We start from the raw sequence: 15389 nt of genomic DNA, 5'->3' as shown, positions 1-15389 counted from the left end.
GACCGGTGTACCGCTTGGCGATGCTCACCACCAGCCGCAGGTTCGCCTCCAGCAGGTGGTTCTTGGCGGCCCGGCCCTGCCGCGCGACCAGTTCCAGATCGGCGCGCAGTTCCTCCGAGACCGGTACGCAGGTGCTGAGCTTCTCCTCGGCGAACAGGCCGGCCTCGATCCGCTTCGCCAGGTCCACCTCCTGCACGGCGGTGAGTAGCTTGGTCCGACCAATTCCGTTGAGGTATGCCCGGACCAGGTCGGTGGAGACGCCGCGCTCGTCGGTGGCGTCCAGGTCGGTCAGGGTGTCCACGCCGTGCTCCGCCTCGGTGCCGGCGTGCGTGCGGTGCTCCGTCATCTGCTGAGCCATCTCAGTCTCCCCGTGTCCACGTCCGTGCCGTGTCCGCCGGCCTGATGCGCCGGTGACAAACAGCTTGGCCGTCGGGGCGTAAAACGGGAGTGAGGCGATCGGGGAACCGACAGTCTGTGAGCGACCGTCGGGAAATCGCCCGGGTTGCCCGACGGTCGCTGAGTCGGCACTCGGCGACGCGGTGGCCCGGCGGTTCGGCCGGCTCGGCTTGTTGGCGCCGGTTACCGTGCCAGCGGTCGGCTGTCGGGCCGGCCTACCTGCCCGGGTGCCGGGCGATCGAGCGACGGAGGCAATCGTGGTGTTCAAACGGCTCATGCAGGCGATGGGAGTCGGTGGTCCGTCGGTGGAGACGGTGCTGTCGAATCCGAACTGCCGGCCGGGCGGCCACCTGGAGGGCAGCATCGCGGTCACCGGCGGTGACCATGGAGTCGACGTGTCCTACGTGGCTCTGGGACTGCTGACCCGGGTGGAGGTGGAGAGCGGCGACAATGAGTACGCCACCAACCAGGAGTTCCAGCGGCAGCAGGTCACCGGCCCGTTCCGGCTGGAAGCGGGGCAGCGCTACGACATCCCGTTCCGGTTCGAGGTGCCGTGGGAGACCCCGCTCACCGAGCTGTACGGGCAGCACCTGCACGGGATGACGATGGGTCTGCGTACCGAACTGGAGGTGGCGCGCGCCGTCGACAAGGGCGACCTGGACGCGGTGGCGGTGCACCCGTTGCCGGCCCAGGAGCGCCTGCTGGATGCGCTGCTGCGGCTCGGTTTCCGGTTCGCGCGAGCGGACGTGGAGCGCGGGCACATCTACGGTGTCCACCAGACGTTGCCGTTCTACCAGGAGATCGAGTTCTACCCGCCGCCGCAATACGCGGGCGCGATGAAGCAGCTGGAGGTCACCTTCGTCACCGACCCCCGGCAGGTGCAGGTGGTGCTGGAGCTGGACAAGCGGGGTGGGTTGTTCACCGAGGGCCGCGACGTCTTCGGTCGCTTCGCCGTCGAGCACGCCTCGGCGGCCAACACCGACTATGCCGCCCAGCTCGACGGCTGGCTGCGTCAGTCGCTGCAACGCCGCGGCCTCTTCGGCTGAACTCCGCGATCCCGCGCCGTACCTCAGTGCCAGTTGCTGATCTGCACGTCGTGCGGCGCGGGCTCGCCCTTACCGGTCTCGACCAGTTGCTTGAGACTCATCAGGTAGATCGCCCACTTGGTGCTGCAGTGGTACATGAACTCCACCGGCTCCCGCCAACCCTCGTGGCGGAACAACACGATCGTGAAGTCGTCCTCCCGCTTCAGCTCGAAGCGGACCCGGGTGCCGATCCACTCCTCGGGGCCGTCGACGACCTCCCAGAGCACCAGCTCGGCCGGCCGGCTCTCCAGGACCTTCATGTCGAAGCCGCCCGGGATGAACCGGAACCGGAGCACACCGCCGACCTCACCGTCGCCGTCCGTGTCCGTCGTCCACCAGTTCGCGAGCCCGTCGACGGTGGTCAGGGCCACGTACACGTCCTCGGGATCCGACGTGACGCCGACCCGGTGCAGGATGTCCAGCATTCTGGTACCTCTTCTTCTTGATGAGCGGCCCGCTTACGGGCAGGGTGAATCGCGCCGCCACGGGCACGGCGGCGATTCGTAAGGCGATTCGTAAGGTGTGGTTCAGCTCTGCTGGTCGCGCTGGATCGCCTCGGCGATCCGCTTGATCCGTCGCAGCCGTGCGTCCCAGGTCGCGCCGACCGCCGACAGTTGCGCGACAGCGCGGGCGAGTTGTGCCTCGTCGACCTCGTAGCGGCGCTCCCGGCCGGCCGGTGTGCCGTGGACGAGCCCGACCCGGCCGAGTACGCCGAGGTGTTTGGCGACCGCCTGCCGGGTGACCGGCAGCTGCTCGCTCAGCGTGGTCGCCGTACCGCCGCCGTCGGCCAGTAGCAGGTCGAGCATCCGCCGCCGGGTCGGGTCCCCGACGGCGGACCAGAGGTCGTCGTCGACACCGACACTCATCGAGCCGACACCAGCCGGGCCACGTAGTCGACGAGGCGCGGCAGGAAGTGGTCCCAGCCGGTGACGTGGTCGCGGTAGTGCTCTTCGAGCACGGCGGCCTCCCAGCCCCGCTCCCGGAACCCGGTCTCGGTGAGACGCAGCAGCGTACCCCTGCCCGACGGGACCAGGTCGAAGGTCACCAGGAGCGAGTTGGTCGGCGTCGCGACGGCCCTATCGTCGTACACCCATCGGAACGAGAAGCGCCGCGGCGGGTCGGCCGCCACCACGGTCAGCGGCATGACCTCGGTGTTGGGCGGCTCACCGAAGGAGATGGTCCCGGTGGCGCCGGGGACCGGATCGAGATCGGCGTCGTCCGGCCACCACTGCCGGAGATGTTCGGGCGCCGTGACGACCTCGTAGACCACCTCTGGTGTGGCGTCGATGTGGATCTTCCGCTCGATGCTGCCGTACTCCATGAGTTCCTCCAGAAACGCAACCTGTGGTTGCGTCTGACTCTAGGGCCCGTGGCCGACATGTGCAACCACTGGTTGCGTTACAGGTCCAGAAGGATGGTGCGTGGACCGACGTTGACGCTCTCCACCAGCATGTGCGCGCGGAAGCGGCCGGTCTCGACCGTTGCGCCGCGCTGGCGCAGCGCCCGCACCGTCTCATCGACGAGCGGTTCCGCCACCTCGGCCGGAGCGGCCGCGGTCCAGGTCGGCCGACGGCCCTTGCGCGCGTCGCCGTAGAGGGTGAACTGGCTCACCACGAGGATCGGCGCGGCTGCATCCGCCGCCGACCGCTCGTCATCCAGGATGCGTAACTCGTGCACCTTGCGAGCCATCGTCCGGGCGGTCTCCGGGGTGTCGGTGTGGGTCACCCCGAGCAGCACCAGCAGCCCGTCGTCGATCGCGCCGACCACCTCGCCATCGACGGTCACGCTGGCCCGGCCGACCGTCTGCACCACCGCCCGCATCAGTCGACCACCAGCGCGGGAGCGCTTGCCGACCGTGCCGGCACCGGCCGCATCACGGCTGCACCGGCGCGATGAAGCCCCGCTCCACCAGGTGCGCCACGATCGGCCCGGCCGCCTCGGCCAGTTCGTCGACGGCCACGTCGTGTGCGACGGCGAGCAGTGCGAGCTGGTCACGCAGCGGCATCCGCCCGTCGGCCCCGCCCACCAGGGCCAGCACCAGCGGGTCGATCTCCTCGGTCCACCGCAGCCCGTTCGGTAGGGCGAGGACCTGTCGGTCCACCGCCCAGCCCTCGGACCCCATCGTCGCCTCCTGGCGCAGCTGAAGCCCGTCGGCGGCGTGGTAGCGGGCGGCCAGCAGGCCCTCGGTGTCGCGTACGCGCAGCCAGTCCTGCCGGTCGAACCAGTCGGCGATCCGGTCACCCATCGGTGGTTGCACCCGCTGGCGCAGATCCTCCACCCGCAGCACCGGGTCGTCACGGTCGCTGCGGCGCAGCGAGACGATGCCGAAGCCGATCGCTTCCACCTTGTGCGCGTCGAACCAGTCGAGCCAGTCCGCCATCCGTTGCGGGTCGGTGGCCTCCCCGACATCGGTAAGCCACAGGTTGACGTACGCCATCGGGTCGGCGACCTCGCGCTGGATGACCCAGGCGTCCAGGCCGGTGCCGGCGAACCAGCCGGCGACCCGTTCACCCCAGTCCTCGCCGGCCACGTGCACCCAGTTGGCGAGGTACTGCATGGTGCCACCCTCGGTGAGCAGGCCCGGGGCGGCGGCAGCCAGCTCGGCGCCGATCGCGTCGCCGACCCGACCGGAGTCGCGGTAGACGTGGGTGGTGGTGCCCGGCCCGACCACGAAGGGCGGGTTGCTCACCACGAGGTCGAACTGCCGGCCGGCGACCGGGGCGACCAGGTCGCCATGCAGCAACTCCCAGTCCTGGCCGTTGAGGGCGGCGGTGGTGGCGGCGAAGCGCAGCGCCCGCCGGGACACGTCGGTGGCGGTGACCCGCCGGGCGTGGGTGCCCAGGTGCAACGCCTGCACGCCCGAGCCGGTACCCAGGTCCAGCGCGCTGTCCACCGGTCGCCGTACGGCTGCGCCGATCATCGTCTGCGTCGCCCCGCCGATCCCGAGCACGTGTTCGGCGTGCAGCGGGCGGCCGGGGCGGGCGCTGGCCGGCACGTCCGCGAGAACCCACCAGTCGTCGCCGTACGGCTCCAGGTCCATGCCCATCCGCAGCCCGTCGCCGTGCCGTTCGACAAGTCCCGCGTCGAGCGCGTCGGCGAGCGGCAGTGGCGCCAGCGCGGCGGCGACCGCGGCTTCGGGCTCGGTCTGCTCGCAGATGAACACCCGGATCAGGGTGGCGAGGGGATCACGGTCGGCGGTGGCGCGCAGCGCGGCCCGGAAGTCGTTGCGGGCGACGCCGCCGGTCGCCTGCGGGCCGAGCCGTGTGGCGATGCCGTTGGCGGTGAAGGAAGCCCGGGTCAACGCGGCCCGCAGCGCTTCGACGCCGGCGGGGGAGAGCAGCATGTCGTGTCCGTCCACACCGTCATCCTGCCTGGTGAGGTCGGGTCCGGAGACCACCGCCCGTGACATTGCAAATCAATAGAAGTGCATCTCTGTTATATCCGTCGATCTAAGGCTAGCATTCCTCCAACTCAGTCCAGGGTGCGGACCGCCCGGCCAGAAGCCCGGTCGGCCGCCCAGGTAAGGGAGGCACGATGTCCTCAGGGTCCACCGCGCGACGGCAGCTCATCCGGGCGCTCGCCGTCGTCGCCACCGCGGCGGCCGTCTCGGCGGCCGGCACCACCGCGGCGGTCGCCGCACCCACCGGCGAGATCCGTGGCGCCGGCGCGTCGAACGCGGTCAGTGGCAGCTACCTGGTCGTCCTGCGCACCGACTCGGTCGGCGCCGCCGGTTCGTCGACGGCTCGGTCCGCCGTTCCGGACCGGGCCAGCGCCCTGGTCAAGCGGTACGGGGGCAGCGTCTCCGACACCTACAGCGCCGCGCTCACCGGCTTCGCGGCCAAGATGACCGCCACCCAGGCGGCCCGCCTCGCCGCCAACCCGGCGGTGGCCTACGTGGAGCAGGACCAGGTGGTGACCATCCAGGCGACCCAGACCAACCCGACCTGGGGCCTGGACCGCGTCGACCAGCGGAACCGGCCGCTGAGCGGCACCTTCACCTACCCGAACACCGCCTCGAACGTGCGGGCGTACATCATCGACACCGGCATCCGGACGAGCCACAGCCAGTTCGGTGGCCGGGCCACCTGGGGCACCAACACCGTGGACAGCAACAACACCGACTGCAACGGTCACGGCACCCACGTCGCCGGCACCGTCGGCGGGTCGACGTACGGCGTGGCCAAGGGCGTTCGCCTGATCGCGGTGAAGGTGCTCAACTGCTCCGGCGGCGGCACCACCACCAGCGTGGTCAACGGGGTGAACTGGGTGACCGCCAACGCGGTGAAGCCGGCCGTGGCGAACATGAGCCTGGGCGGCGGCGCGAGCACCTCCATCGACAACGCGGTGCGCAACTCGATCGCCTCCGGCGTCAGCTACGCCGTCGCGGCGGGCAACTCCAGCGCCAACGCCTGCAACTACTCGCCGGCCCGGACCTCGACCGCGATCACCGTCGGCTCGACCACCAGCAGCGACTCCCGGTCCTCCTTCTCCAACTACGGCTCGTGCGTGCACATCTTCGCGCCGGGGTCGAGCATCCCGTCGGCCTGGCACACCAGCAACACCGCGACCAACACCATCAGCGGTACCTCGATGGCCTCGCCGCACGTGGCCGGTGCCGCCGCTCTCGTGCTCGGCGCCAACCCGTCCTACTCGCCGGCTCAGGTCAAGAGCTACCTGGTCAACAACGCCACCACCGGCGTGGTTTCCAGCCCGGGCAGCGGTTCCCCGAACCGTCTGCTGTTCGTGGTGAACTGATCATCGGCTGATCGACCGGCCCGGCGGACGGTGCGAACCGACCCGCCGGGCCGAGTCGCGTCCTCGGTGCGCCGGCCGGTTCGCCGCGCTGGCCGCGGTCACCGCCAGCGCCGGCCCGGACCCGGTTCGGGTCGAGCTGGGTGTCAGTGCACGTCGCGGCCGCGCGTACGGGCAGGATGAGGGCATGACGCTCGTACTGCCCATCGACCCGGAGGCGAACCAGCTGCTGGCCCGCGACCCGCTGGCCCTGCTCGTCGGCATGGTGCTCGACCAGCAGGTCTCGATGGAGAAGGCATTCTCCTCGCCGTACGTGCTGGCCCAGCGGCTCGGACACGACCTGGACGCCCGGGAGCTGGCCGACTTCGATCCGGAGGCCCTGGTGGCCATCTTCGCCCAGCCACCCGCGCTGCACCGCTTTCCCAAGGCGATGGCGGCCCGCGTGCAGGAGGTGTGCCGGGTGTTGGTCGAGCGCTACGACGGCGATGCCGCCCGGCTCTGGATGGATCCGGCCGACGGTCGTGAGCTGCTTGGGCGACTCACCGCCCTGCCCGGATTCGGCCGGCAGAAGGCTCAGATCTTCCTCGCGCTGCTCGGTAAGCGGTTCGGGGTGCAGCCACCGGGCTGGCGGGAGGCGGCTGGCCACTACGGCGATCCGGAGGCCCATCGGTCCGTCGCCGATGTGACCGATGCCGAGTCACTGCGCCTCGTTCGGGAGTACAAACAGCAGGTGAAGGCGGCGGCCAAGGCGGGCGCGCGGGCGGACTGACCGGGCTGCCTCCGAGACGATGGCAGGGGGCGGTCGATGGCGCAGCGGGGCGGCGCGCTGCTGCGTGGTGGAAACGGAACGACGCGAGCCACCTTCCTGGAACTCTTTCTCGACCTGGCCTTCGTCTTCGCCCTGACCCGGGTCTCGGTTCGCTATATCGACGAGGTCGAGCACGGGCTGACCGTGCTGGATTTCCTGGAGACCCTGATCCTGTTCCTGGCCCTGTGGCACGTCTGGACATTGCTCACCTGGGTCACCAGCCGGTACGACCCGGACGCCCTGACGATCCAGTTCGTCGTGGTCGCGACGATGTTCGGCGGCCTGGTGATGGCCGTGACCCTGCCCCGGGGGTTCGAGGAGCGAGCGCTGGCGTTCGTCGTGGCCTACCTGGTGACGGTGATCGGCCGCCCGCTGCTGATCGCCGCCATGCTGGGTCGACATCCGCGCCGTACCGTGCCGTGGCGACTGGCCGCCTGGGCGGCGGTGGCGGGGGTGTTCTGGCTGGCCGGTGCGCTCGGCCCCACCGACCTGCGGTTCGGGCTGTGGGCGCTGGCCATCACCATCGACCTGGCCGGATACCTGCTGGGTTGGCCGGTGCCCGGTCTCGGCCGGGCGCCGGTCTCGGCCTGGCGGATCGCCGGCGAGCACATGGCGGAGCGCTACCAGCAGATCTTTCTCATCGCGTTGGGCGAGACGATCCTGGTCAGCGGGATCACCTACAGCGGCGAGGGATTCGGCTGGTTGGCGGCGGCGGCCTTCACGGTCGCCTTCCTCACCACCGCGCTGCTCTGGCGGATCTACTTCCACCGCGCCGGGCACCTGCTCGTCGAGGCGCTGCGGATGGCCCGGTCGCCCGGTCGGCTCGGTGCCTCCGCCTCGACCACGCACCTGGTCATGGTGCTCGGCGTGCTGCTCACCGGAGTGGGTTACGAGTTGGTCATCGTGAAGCCGTTCGACCGGGTCGAGCCGGCCTGGCTGATCTTCGTCGTCGGAGGGCCGGTCCTGTTTCTGCTGGGGCGGACCCGTTTCGAGTACGAGATCTTCGCCCGGGTCTCCCGCCGACGGGTGCTGATGATGCTCGTGCTGGTCGGGTCCGCTCCGCTGCTGCTGCTCGGCACACCGATGCTGGCGCTGTCCGTGGTCGCCGGTGGGCTGGCCGTGGTGGCCGTCGTGGACGGGTTGCGGGCTCGTGACCAGCCGATGGAGCCGTCAGCCTCCCCGCTGGACCGCCCGGATCCGGGTGAGGCCAACTTCCCGACCTGACCCGCGCGCCACGGACCGCCGGGTGGGCTCGGCGCGGGGCGCCCGGGGTGGTCGTGGATTCCGTCAGGCGGCGCTCGGATGGGCCAGGGAGGCGATGGCCCGCCGGACGTCGGCCAGCGAGACGGTCGGCGAGTCGTCCAGGTCGGCCAGGCCCGCCTCGATCCACTGCCGCATCAGCGTCGTCACGCCGATGCCCCGGGCGTCGGCGGCGGCTCGGACCCGTTCGTACGTCTCCAGTGGCAGCCGGACCGACCGGCTGACCATCGGGGTCTCGGTGTCGGGGGCGGGCAGCCCCACCGCCTGGCTCTCGTCGATCAGATCGGCGATCCGGTCGCCGCCGCCGTGGAACTGCTTGATCGCGTCGTGACGGTCCATCGTCACCGCCTCCTCGTCTCCGGAGAATTCCGCACGGCCTCGTCGTAGCGTTTGGCCTCGACGTCGCTCAACTCGCGGGCGGAGAGGACGTCCCAGTCGTTGTCGGCGCCGTCGGTCTCGGCCAGCAGCACCGCCACCCGGCGTCCGCGGGCGGTGGGGGCGTAGACCACCATCACGTCGTCGCCGAGGTGGCGGATCACCCGCCGGCCGCTGTGCAGCGCCTCCCAGACTTCCCCCGGCGTGACGTCGTAGACCCGCAGATTGGCCAGCGCCTCGTCGGTGAAGCTGAACCTGCTGCCCACGTGGCGAGCGTACCACGGGCGTAACACGAAATTCGGGGGTGACGAACCTCGTCGCTCACCCGGTCAGAGTGACAGGATGGAGTGCGACCCCTCCGGAGGAGGTACCACGGGTGAAGCGTCAGGCTTACCAGCCGATTCTCATCACCGACGCCTCCCGCAGCCAGGATGATCAACTGACCAGCCGGCAGCGGCGTTACGTCGTGATGATGGGTGTCCGGGTCGCCTGCGTGATCGTCGGCGCGATCCTGGTCGGCGTGGGGGCACCACTGCTCTGGCTCTGGCTGCCCCTGGTCGCGCTGGGCATGGTGCTCATCCCGTGGCTCGCGGTGCTGCTGGCCAACGACCGGCCGCCCAAGGAGCGCCACCGCCTCGCCAACCGCTTCTCGGCCCGTTCGGCCACCGAGGCGGCACCGCCCCCGATGAGCCTCGCCGCCGAGGAGCGGCCACACAAGATCATCGACGCCGAGCCCTGACCCGCGCGCGGCTCAACGAGCCGGTCGGGCACCGACCTGCGCCACCGCCGCGGCACCGAGATCGGCGGCCCGGGCCAGGGCGGCGTCGGGTCTCGCCCCGGCCAGCCAGGCGCTCAGCAGGCCCGCCGCGAAGGCGTCACCCGCCCCGGTCACGTCCCGCACCGCCACCCGGTGCGCCGACGAGGTGACGATCGCGTCGTCCCGGTCGACCCAGACCGCACCGGCACCGCCGCGCTTGACCACCACCCGGCGGGCCACGGCGGCAAGAGCCCTGGCCTGTGCCGCCGGTTCCAGCCGCCCGGCCAGCACGGTGGCCTCGTCGACGTTCACCAGCAGCAGGTCGACCTCGCGTACCCAGCCCAGGAAGGCCGACTTTCCGATCGCCCGCAGCGGGGCCGCGGACGCCGCGTCGACACTCGTGGTGAGGCCGCGTTCGCGCGCGCCGGTTAGCGCCCGCAGTCCAGCCGGTCGGGAGTCCGGGTCCAGCAGGGTGTACCCGGACAGGTGCAGGTGCGTGGCGTCCGGCGCACCGTCCAACGCCGCGTCCACGTGGTCGGGACGCAGCAGTACGTTCGCCCCGCGCTCGGTGACCATGGTGCGCTCGTCGCCGGCCGCCAGCACGATCACCATGCCGGTGGCGGCCCCGACGATCCGCTGTACCGCGCAGTCGACCCCGGCGCTGATCAACTCCGTCACCCGGTCGCGGCCGGCGTCATCGTCACCGACCGCACCCACCAGGGTCACCGCTACTTCCTCGGCGGCCAGCCAGGACGCGGTGTTGGCCGCCTGCCCACCTCCGGTGGACCTGATCGCCGCCGGGGTGTCGGATCCGGGTGCCAACGGGCCGGCGAGCACCGCCACCACGTCCGTGACCACGTCACCGACGACCAGGACGCGGCCGGTCTCGGCTCGGCCCACCCCGCTGCCGTTTTCGGTCACCCCGGTCACGCCGAGGGGTCGGCCCGGCGCTGGGCGGCGGCGACCGCGATCCGGGCGGCCAGGTCGGCGTTGCGCAGGATGATCCGGACGTTGACCGCCAGGCTGGCACCCTGCGTCGCGGAGTGGAAATGGGCCAGCAGGTACGGCGTGACGGCCTTGCCGGTGACCCCGTCGCGCTCCAGCAGGGCGAGACCCTCGGTGAGCGTACGGTCGTGCAGGTCCGGGTCGAGTTGCTCATCGGTGGGCAGCGGGTTGGCGACGATCAGCCCACCGTGGTGTGCGCGGTGCTGCTCGCGGGCGGCCAGCACATCGGCGACCAGTTCGGGGGAGTCGACCGACCAGTCCAGGTCGAAGCCGCCATCGGTGATGAAGAAGCCCGGGAACCGGCGGGCCCGGTAGCCCACCACAGCCACCCCGAGGGTCTCCAGCCGTTCCAGGGTGGCGCCGACGTCGAGGATCGACTTCACCCCGGCGCAGACCACCGCGATCGGCGTACGGGCCAGGGTGACCAGGTCGGCGGACTCGTCGAAGGTCTGCGCCGCCTCGCGGTGCACCCCGCCCAACCCGCCGGTGGCGAACACGCCGATGCCGGCCGCGGCGGCTACGGCGCTGGTCGCGGCCACGGTGGTCGCACCGTCCGCGCCGGTGGCGGCGGCCACCGCGAGATCGCGTACGGAGAGTTTGGTCACCCCGTCGGCAGTGGCCAGCCGGGTCAGCTCGGCGTCGTCGAGCCCCACCACGAGTTCACCGGCGACCATGCCGATGGTGGCCGGCACCGCACCGGCGTCCCGAACGGCCTGTTCGATCTGCCGGGCCACCCGGAGATTGTCCGGCCGGGGCAGGCCGTGCGAGACGATGGTGCTCTCCAGAGCGACCACGGGCCCCTGCTCGCGCAGCGCCCGGGCCACTTCGGTGCCGTAGCGAAGATGAAAGTCGGTCACAATCGCTCACCGTACGCCCGCCACCCGGGTCACCTCAGGTGGACCGGGTGAGGGTGACCTGCCAGACTTGTCGGTTGGAGGTGCAGACGTGAGTACACAGATCCTCGAGCGTCCCGAGCTGAAGGACGCCGACACCGGTCCGGAGATGTTCCACTACGTCCGGAAGGAAAAGATCGCCGAAAGTGCCGTCATGGGCACCTTCGTCGTGGCGCTGTGCGGGGAGACGTTCCCGGTGACGAAGACCCCGAAACCGGGTTCGCCGGTCTGCCCGAAGTGCAAGGAGATCTACGACTCGTACCGCGAGTGACACCCGCGGCCCGCCCGGCGGCCCGCGTAACCTTCGGCGGTGACCACCTCCACCGCCCTTCTCCTGGCTGACCTGGCCGGGGTCGCGGTCTTCGCCGCCTCGGGGGCCTCCGCGGCGGTGGCCAAACGGCTCGACCTCTTCGGCGTGGTCTTTGTCGGCTTCGTCGCCGCCCTCGGCGGCGGGATCGTACGGGACCTGGTCATCGACGAGGTCCCGCCGCTGGCCTTCGCCGACTGGCGCTACGCGGGCACCGCCGCCGTGACCGCCGCGGCGATCTTCTGGCTGCATCCGCAGTTCGCCCGGCTGCGCACCACCGTCCTGGTGCTGGATGCGGCCGGGCTCGGCCTGTTCACCGTCGCCGGCACCCTCAAGGCCCTCGACGCCCAGGTCCCGGCGGTCGGCGCCTGCCTGATCGGCATGATCACCGCGATCGGTGGCGGACTCGTCCGCGACCTGCTCACCGGCGAGATCCCGGTGGTGCTGCGGCGGGAGATCTACGCCGTCGCGTCGCTCGTCGGTTCGATCGTGGTGGTGCTCCTGTACGGCCTCGGCCACACCGGGCCGATCCCGCTCACCGCCGCCGTGGTGCTGGTCTTCGGCGTACGCCTGGTGGCCCTGCGTCGGCGCTGGTCGGCGCCGGTGGCGACGGTGCGACCGCCGCGCACCGGCCTGCCTGGGCCGCCGCCGGGGTGAGCCCGCAGTGGCGAACGGCACCCCGGTGACGGGTGTGGCGTCGCGTGGGCGGCCCGGCGGCCGCTGGTTATGCTGAGTCGGCCTTCGCGGCTCGGCTGCGCGGAGGCATTTTCGTGGGGCGACCGCCGTGCCCCTCGGCCCGGGTCCGCCGGCCTGCGGCCGGGACATCCCGTGGCCGGAGAGGAGCGAACGCGTGGCAGTCCGGACGCCGGCGCTTGAGACGTTCCCGCCCCTGCGCTCCTGGCAGCGCAAGGCTCTGGTGGAGTACCTGCGCCGTCGGGCTGAGGACTTCACTGCGGTCGCCACCCCGGGGGCCGGAAAGACCACATTCGCGCTGCGGATCGCCGCCGAACTGCTCGCCGACGGCAGCGTCGAGGCGGTCACCGTGGTCGCGCCGACCGAGCACCTGAAGACGCAGTGGGCCGAGGCGGCGGCCCGGGTGGGCATCCAACTCGACGCCGCGTTCCGCAACGCCGACCTGCACTCCTCGGCGGACTTCCACGGTGCCGTGGTGACCTACGCACAGGTCGGGATGGCACCGCAGGTGCACCGGCGGCGCACCATGACCCGTCGGACCCTGGTCGTCCTCGACGAGATCCATCACGCCGGTGACTCACGCACCTGGGGTGACGGGGTGAAGGCGGCCTTTGAGCCCGCGGTGCGCCGGCTGATGCTGACCGGTACGCCCTTCCGGTCCGACGACAACCCGATCCCGTTCGTCAGCTACGAACGCGGCGGAGACGGCCTGCTGCGCTCCCGGGCCGACTCGGTCTACGGCTACAGCGACGCGCTGCGCGACGGCGTGGTGCGGCCGGTGCTGTTCCTGGCGTACTCGGGGGAGACCCGGTGGCGGACCAACGCCGGGGAGGAACTGGCGGCTCGACTGGGCGAGCCGATGACGCAGGATCTAATCGCCCAGGCTTGGCGTACCGCCCTGGACCCGGCCGGCGACTGGATGCCGCAGGTGCTGCGGGCGGCGGATGCCCGGCTGACCGTGCTGCGGGAGGCGGGCATGCCGGACGCGGGCGGCCTCGTCATCGCCAGCGACCAGCAGACGGCCCGCTCGTACGCCAAACTCATCGAGCAGGTCACGGGGGAGCGGGCGGCCGTCGTACTCTCCGACGACGCGGGCGCCTCGGCCCGGATCGCGACGTTCGCGGCGTCCGAGCAGCGGTGGCTGGTCGCGGTGCGAATGGTCTCCGAAGGCGTCGACATCCCCCGACTGGCCGTCGGCGTGTACGCGACAAGTGCCAGCACTCCGCTGTACTTCGCGCAGGCGATCGGGCGCTTCGTCCGGGCCCGGCGCCCGGGGGAGACCGCGTCGGTCTTCCTGCCCAGCGTGCCGCACCTGCTCGGGCTGGCCAGCGAGATGGAGGCCGAGCGCGACCACGTGCTCGGCAAGCCCAAGGACCGCGAGGGCTTCGACGACGAGTTGCTGGACCGGGCCCAGCGCGACGAGCAGGCCAGCGGCGAACTGGAGAAGCGTTTCGCCGCGCTGTCCGCCACCGCCGAGCTGGACCAGGTGATCTTCGACGGTGCCTCGTTCGGTACGGCGGCCCAGGCCGGCACCCCCGAGGAGGAGGAGTACCTGGGCCTGCCCGGGCTGCTCACCTCGGAACAGGTGGCGTCGTTGCTCGCCAAGCGGCAGGCCGATCAGCTCGCCGCCCAGCGACGTCGGGCGACCGAGCGGCGGACGGAATCCGCAGCGCCGGCGTCCGCTCCGCCGGCACCGATGAGCGCCGCCCAGCGCCGGGTGGCGCTACGCCGCCAGCTCAACGCCCTGGTCGCCGCCCAGCACCACCGCACCGGCCAGCCACACGGAAAGATCCACGCTGAGCTGCGCCGCATCTGCGGCGGTCCCCCCAGCGCCCAGGCCACCATCGAGCAACTAGAAGAACGCATAGCCACCGTCCAAACCCTCTAACAGCCCACCCATGCCATTGGCGCGTTGATCAAGAAGTTTTGGTCGCCGCCGTGCGGTTTTCGTGACGCAAACTTCTTGATCAACGCGGGTGGTCGGGTGGGGTGGGTGGGGTGGGTGGGGTGGGGGTCCGGGTATGGGTATGGGTGAAGCCGGCCGGAGACATCCTGGGGATGTCTCCGGCCGGCTTTATGTCGGGTTTGCTGAGCCCTCAGTTGGCCATCAGGTCAGCGCCGCGCCAGGTGAACTCCGGGTCCGTCGCGTACCGTACGGTGATCTTGACGAGATCCTCGGCGTACTTGTTGGCGTGGTGTCCACAGAACACCAGCTCACTGCCACCCGCCAGGGTGATCCGGAGCTTGCCGGCGGCATTGCAGCGGTCGCACCGTTCATCGGCGGCCGGGGGGCTCACCGTCTCGGGCGGCGGCGTGAGGGTCGGGGTCATCGCCTTCCTCCTCTGGTCGTCACCGATGAACACTCTCTTCGGTCTTGGTCACCTATCGTGCAACACCCTTGTCGGGCCTCGCCTTCCCTGTGTGCCCGCGGGGGACCGAGGTCACACCTGGCACGGACAGTGTGCCGTGCACCCAGGGTGCCACGTCAACGATCACATTCGTGCAACCACCTGATCACCATCCGACGTTGTACGCCAGGTGATCAAAACGGCACGATCGGTTGACGGATGCTGATCAGTCGAGGTAGTCGCGGAGCACCTGGGATCGGGAGGGATGCCGAAGCTTGGACATCGTTTTGGACTCGATCTGCCGGATCCGCTCGCGGGTCACTCCGTAGACCTGGCCGATCTCGTCCAGGGTACGCGGCTGGCCGTCGGTGAGCCCGAACCGCAGACGTACCACACCCGCCTCACGCTCGGACAACGTCTGCAGCACCTGCTGGAGTTGGTCCTGAAGCAGGGAGAACGAGACCGCGTCGACGGCGACCACCGCCTCCGAGTCCTCGATGAAGTCACCGAGCTGGCTGTCGCCCTCGTCGCCGATGGTCTGGTCGAGCGAGATGGGCTCCCGGGCGTACTGCTGGATCTCCAGCACCTTCTCCGGTGTGATATCCATCTCCTTGGCCAGCTCCTCCGGCGTGGGCTCACGGCCCAGATCCTGGAGCAGCTCGCGCTGGATCCGACCCAGCTTGTTGATCACCTCGACCATGTGGACGGGG

General features: G+C 70.8%; 20 protein-coding genes. 8 read left to right on the top strand and 12 right to left on the bottom strand.

What is annotated here, in order from left to right; all coding sequences use genetic code 11:
- Positions 1–358 (bottom strand): sigma-70 factor domain-containing protein (locus Vse01_RS28970; RefSeq protein ID WP_275415551.1); only part of this gene is annotated, 358 nt, incomplete at its 3' end.
- A 295-nt stretch (positions 359–653) separates the two neighbouring features.
- Between Vse01_RS28970 and Vse01_RS28965 the strand changes: the two genes are divergently transcribed.
- Positions 654–1442, top strand: a complete 789-nt coding sequence (locus Vse01_RS28965) for a sporulation protein (protein ID WP_093410428.1) — start codon at positions 654–656, stop codon at positions 1440–1442.
- 23 nt (positions 1443–1465) lie between these two features.
- Here the strand turns inward: Vse01_RS28965 and Vse01_RS28960 are convergent, their stop codons facing one another.
- From Vse01_RS28960 to Vse01_RS28940, 5 genes are all read right to left on the bottom strand, one after another.
- Positions 1466–1906 (bottom strand): SRPBCC family protein, encoded by a 441-nt coding sequence (locus tag Vse01_RS28960; RefSeq protein ID WP_093410291.1) that lies wholly within the window; start codon positions 1904–1906, stop codon positions 1466–1468.
- A 102-nt stretch (positions 1907–2008) separates the two neighbouring features.
- Positions 2009–2347, bottom strand: coding sequence for an ArsR/SmtB family transcription factor (locus Vse01_RS28955; protein WP_093410293.1), 339 nt, complete (start codon positions 2345–2347; stop codon positions 2009–2011).
- Positions 2344–2802 carry an SRPBCC family protein gene (locus tag Vse01_RS28950; protein WP_093410296.1) on the bottom strand — a complete coding sequence of 153 codons (459 nt, stop codon included), beginning with the start codon at positions 2800–2802 and terminating at the stop codon, positions 2344–2346. The genes Vse01_RS28955 and Vse01_RS28950 overlap by 4 nt, the downstream gene beginning before the upstream one ends.
- Positions 2803–2879: 77 nt before the next feature.
- Positions 2880–3302 (bottom strand): D-aminoacyl-tRNA deacylase, encoded by a 423-nt coding sequence (gene dtd, locus Vse01_RS28945; protein WP_093410298.1) that lies wholly within the window; start codon positions 3300–3302, stop codon positions 2880–2882.
- Between the two features lie 52 nt (positions 3303–3354).
- Positions 3355–4839, bottom strand: a complete 1485-nt coding sequence (locus Vse01_RS28940; RefSeq protein WP_232511439.1) for a DUF7782 domain-containing protein — start codon at positions 4837–4839, stop codon at positions 3355–3357.
- A 176-nt stretch (positions 4840–5015) separates the two neighbouring features.
- Here Vse01_RS28940 and Vse01_RS28935 point away from each other — a divergent pair, with 176 nt between their 5' ends.
- The 3 genes from Vse01_RS28935 to Vse01_RS28925 all read left to right on the top strand — a co-directional run bounded on the left by Vse01_RS28935 (position 5016) and on the right by Vse01_RS28925 (position 8265).
- On the top strand, positions 5016–6236 hold the full coding sequence (locus tag Vse01_RS28935; protein ID WP_093410302.1) for a S8 family peptidase: 1221 nt from the start codon (positions 5016–5018) through the stop codon (positions 6234–6236).
- Between the two features lie 184 nt (positions 6237–6420).
- Positions 6421–7002: an HhH-GPD-type base excision DNA repair protein gene (locus Vse01_RS28930; protein WP_093410305.1), complete on the top strand. Its 582-nt coding sequence runs from the start codon at positions 6421–6423 to the stop codon at positions 7000–7002.
- 36 nt (positions 7003–7038) lie between these two features.
- The gene (locus Vse01_RS28925) at positions 7039–8265 is read left to right on the top strand and encodes a low temperature requirement protein A (protein ID WP_093410307.1); all 1227 of its coding nucleotides are present in this window, start codon (positions 7039–7041) and stop codon (positions 8263–8265) included.
- 63 nt (positions 8266–8328) lie between these two features.
- Here the strand turns inward: Vse01_RS28925 and Vse01_RS28920 are convergent, their stop codons facing one another.
- Both Vse01_RS28920 and Vse01_RS28915 read right to left on the bottom strand, forming a co-directional pair.
- Positions 8329–8640, bottom strand: coding sequence for a YlcI/YnfO family protein (locus Vse01_RS28920; RefSeq protein ID WP_093410310.1), 312 nt, complete (start codon positions 8638–8640; stop codon positions 8329–8331).
- Between the two features lie 2 nt (positions 8641–8642).
- A complete protein-coding gene (locus Vse01_RS28915) occupies positions 8643–8942 on the bottom strand; it encodes a hypothetical protein (protein ID WP_232511440.1) in 300 nt (99 codons plus the stop codon).
- 110 nt (positions 8943–9052) lie between these two features.
- Between Vse01_RS28915 and Vse01_RS28910 the strand changes: the two genes are divergently transcribed.
- Complete coding sequence (locus Vse01_RS28910) at positions 9053–9415, top strand: DUF3099 domain-containing protein (RefSeq protein WP_093410314.1); 363 nt, start codon at positions 9053–9055, stop codon at positions 9413–9415.
- Positions 9416–9427: 12 nt separating this feature from the next.
- On the opposite strand, the gene Vse01_RS28905 is transcribed toward Vse01_RS28910, so the two are convergent.
- A complete protein-coding gene (locus Vse01_RS28905; RefSeq protein WP_232511441.1) occupies positions 9428–10354 on the bottom strand; it encodes a carbohydrate kinase family protein in 927 nt (308 codons plus the stop codon).
- A 5-nt stretch (positions 10355–10359) separates the two neighbouring features.
- Complete coding sequence (locus Vse01_RS28900) at positions 10360–11295, bottom strand: pseudouridine-5'-phosphate glycosidase (RefSeq protein ID WP_093410317.1); 936 nt, start codon at positions 11293–11295, stop codon at positions 10360–10362.
- An 88-nt stretch (positions 11296–11383) separates the two neighbouring features.
- Here Vse01_RS28900 and Vse01_RS28895 point away from each other — a divergent pair, with 88 nt between their 5' ends.
- The 3 genes from Vse01_RS28895 to Vse01_RS28885 all read left to right on the top strand — a co-directional run bounded on the left by Vse01_RS28895 (position 11384) and on the right by Vse01_RS28885 (position 14219).
- Positions 11384–11602, top strand: a complete 219-nt coding sequence (locus Vse01_RS28895) for a DUF3039 domain-containing protein (RefSeq protein ID WP_093410319.1) — start codon at positions 11384–11386, stop codon at positions 11600–11602.
- Positions 11603–11641: 39 nt separating this feature from the next.
- A complete protein-coding gene (locus Vse01_RS28890; RefSeq protein WP_093410322.1) occupies positions 11642–12295 on the top strand; it encodes a trimeric intracellular cation channel family protein in 654 nt (217 codons plus the stop codon).
- A gap of 193 nt (positions 12296–12488) precedes the next feature.
- On the top strand, positions 12489–14219 hold the full coding sequence (locus Vse01_RS28885) for a DEAD/DEAH box helicase (protein WP_093410324.1): 1731 nt from the start codon (positions 12489–12491) through the stop codon (positions 14217–14219).
- Positions 14220–14427: 208 nt separating this feature from the next.
- Here the strand turns inward: Vse01_RS28885 and Vse01_RS28880 are convergent, their stop codons facing one another.
- Both Vse01_RS28880 and Vse01_RS28875 read right to left on the bottom strand, forming a co-directional pair.
- A complete protein-coding gene (locus Vse01_RS28880) occupies positions 14428–14661 on the bottom strand; it encodes a DUF7455 domain-containing protein (protein WP_093410327.1) in 234 nt (77 codons plus the stop codon).
- Positions 14662–14905: 244 nt separating this feature from the next.
- Positions 14906–15389: sigma-70 family RNA polymerase sigma factor (locus tag Vse01_RS28875; RefSeq protein WP_204019276.1), on the bottom strand; the 484-nt coding region annotated here is incomplete at its 5' end.

It is taken from the genome of Micromonospora sediminimaris, from assembly GCF_016863575.1.
Lineage (GTDB): Bacteria > Actinomycetota > Actinomycetes > Mycobacteriales > Micromonosporaceae > Micromonospora > Micromonospora sediminimaris.
Note: the sequence above shows the minus strand (reverse complement) of the source record. Positions and strands in the feature narration are given on the sequence as shown.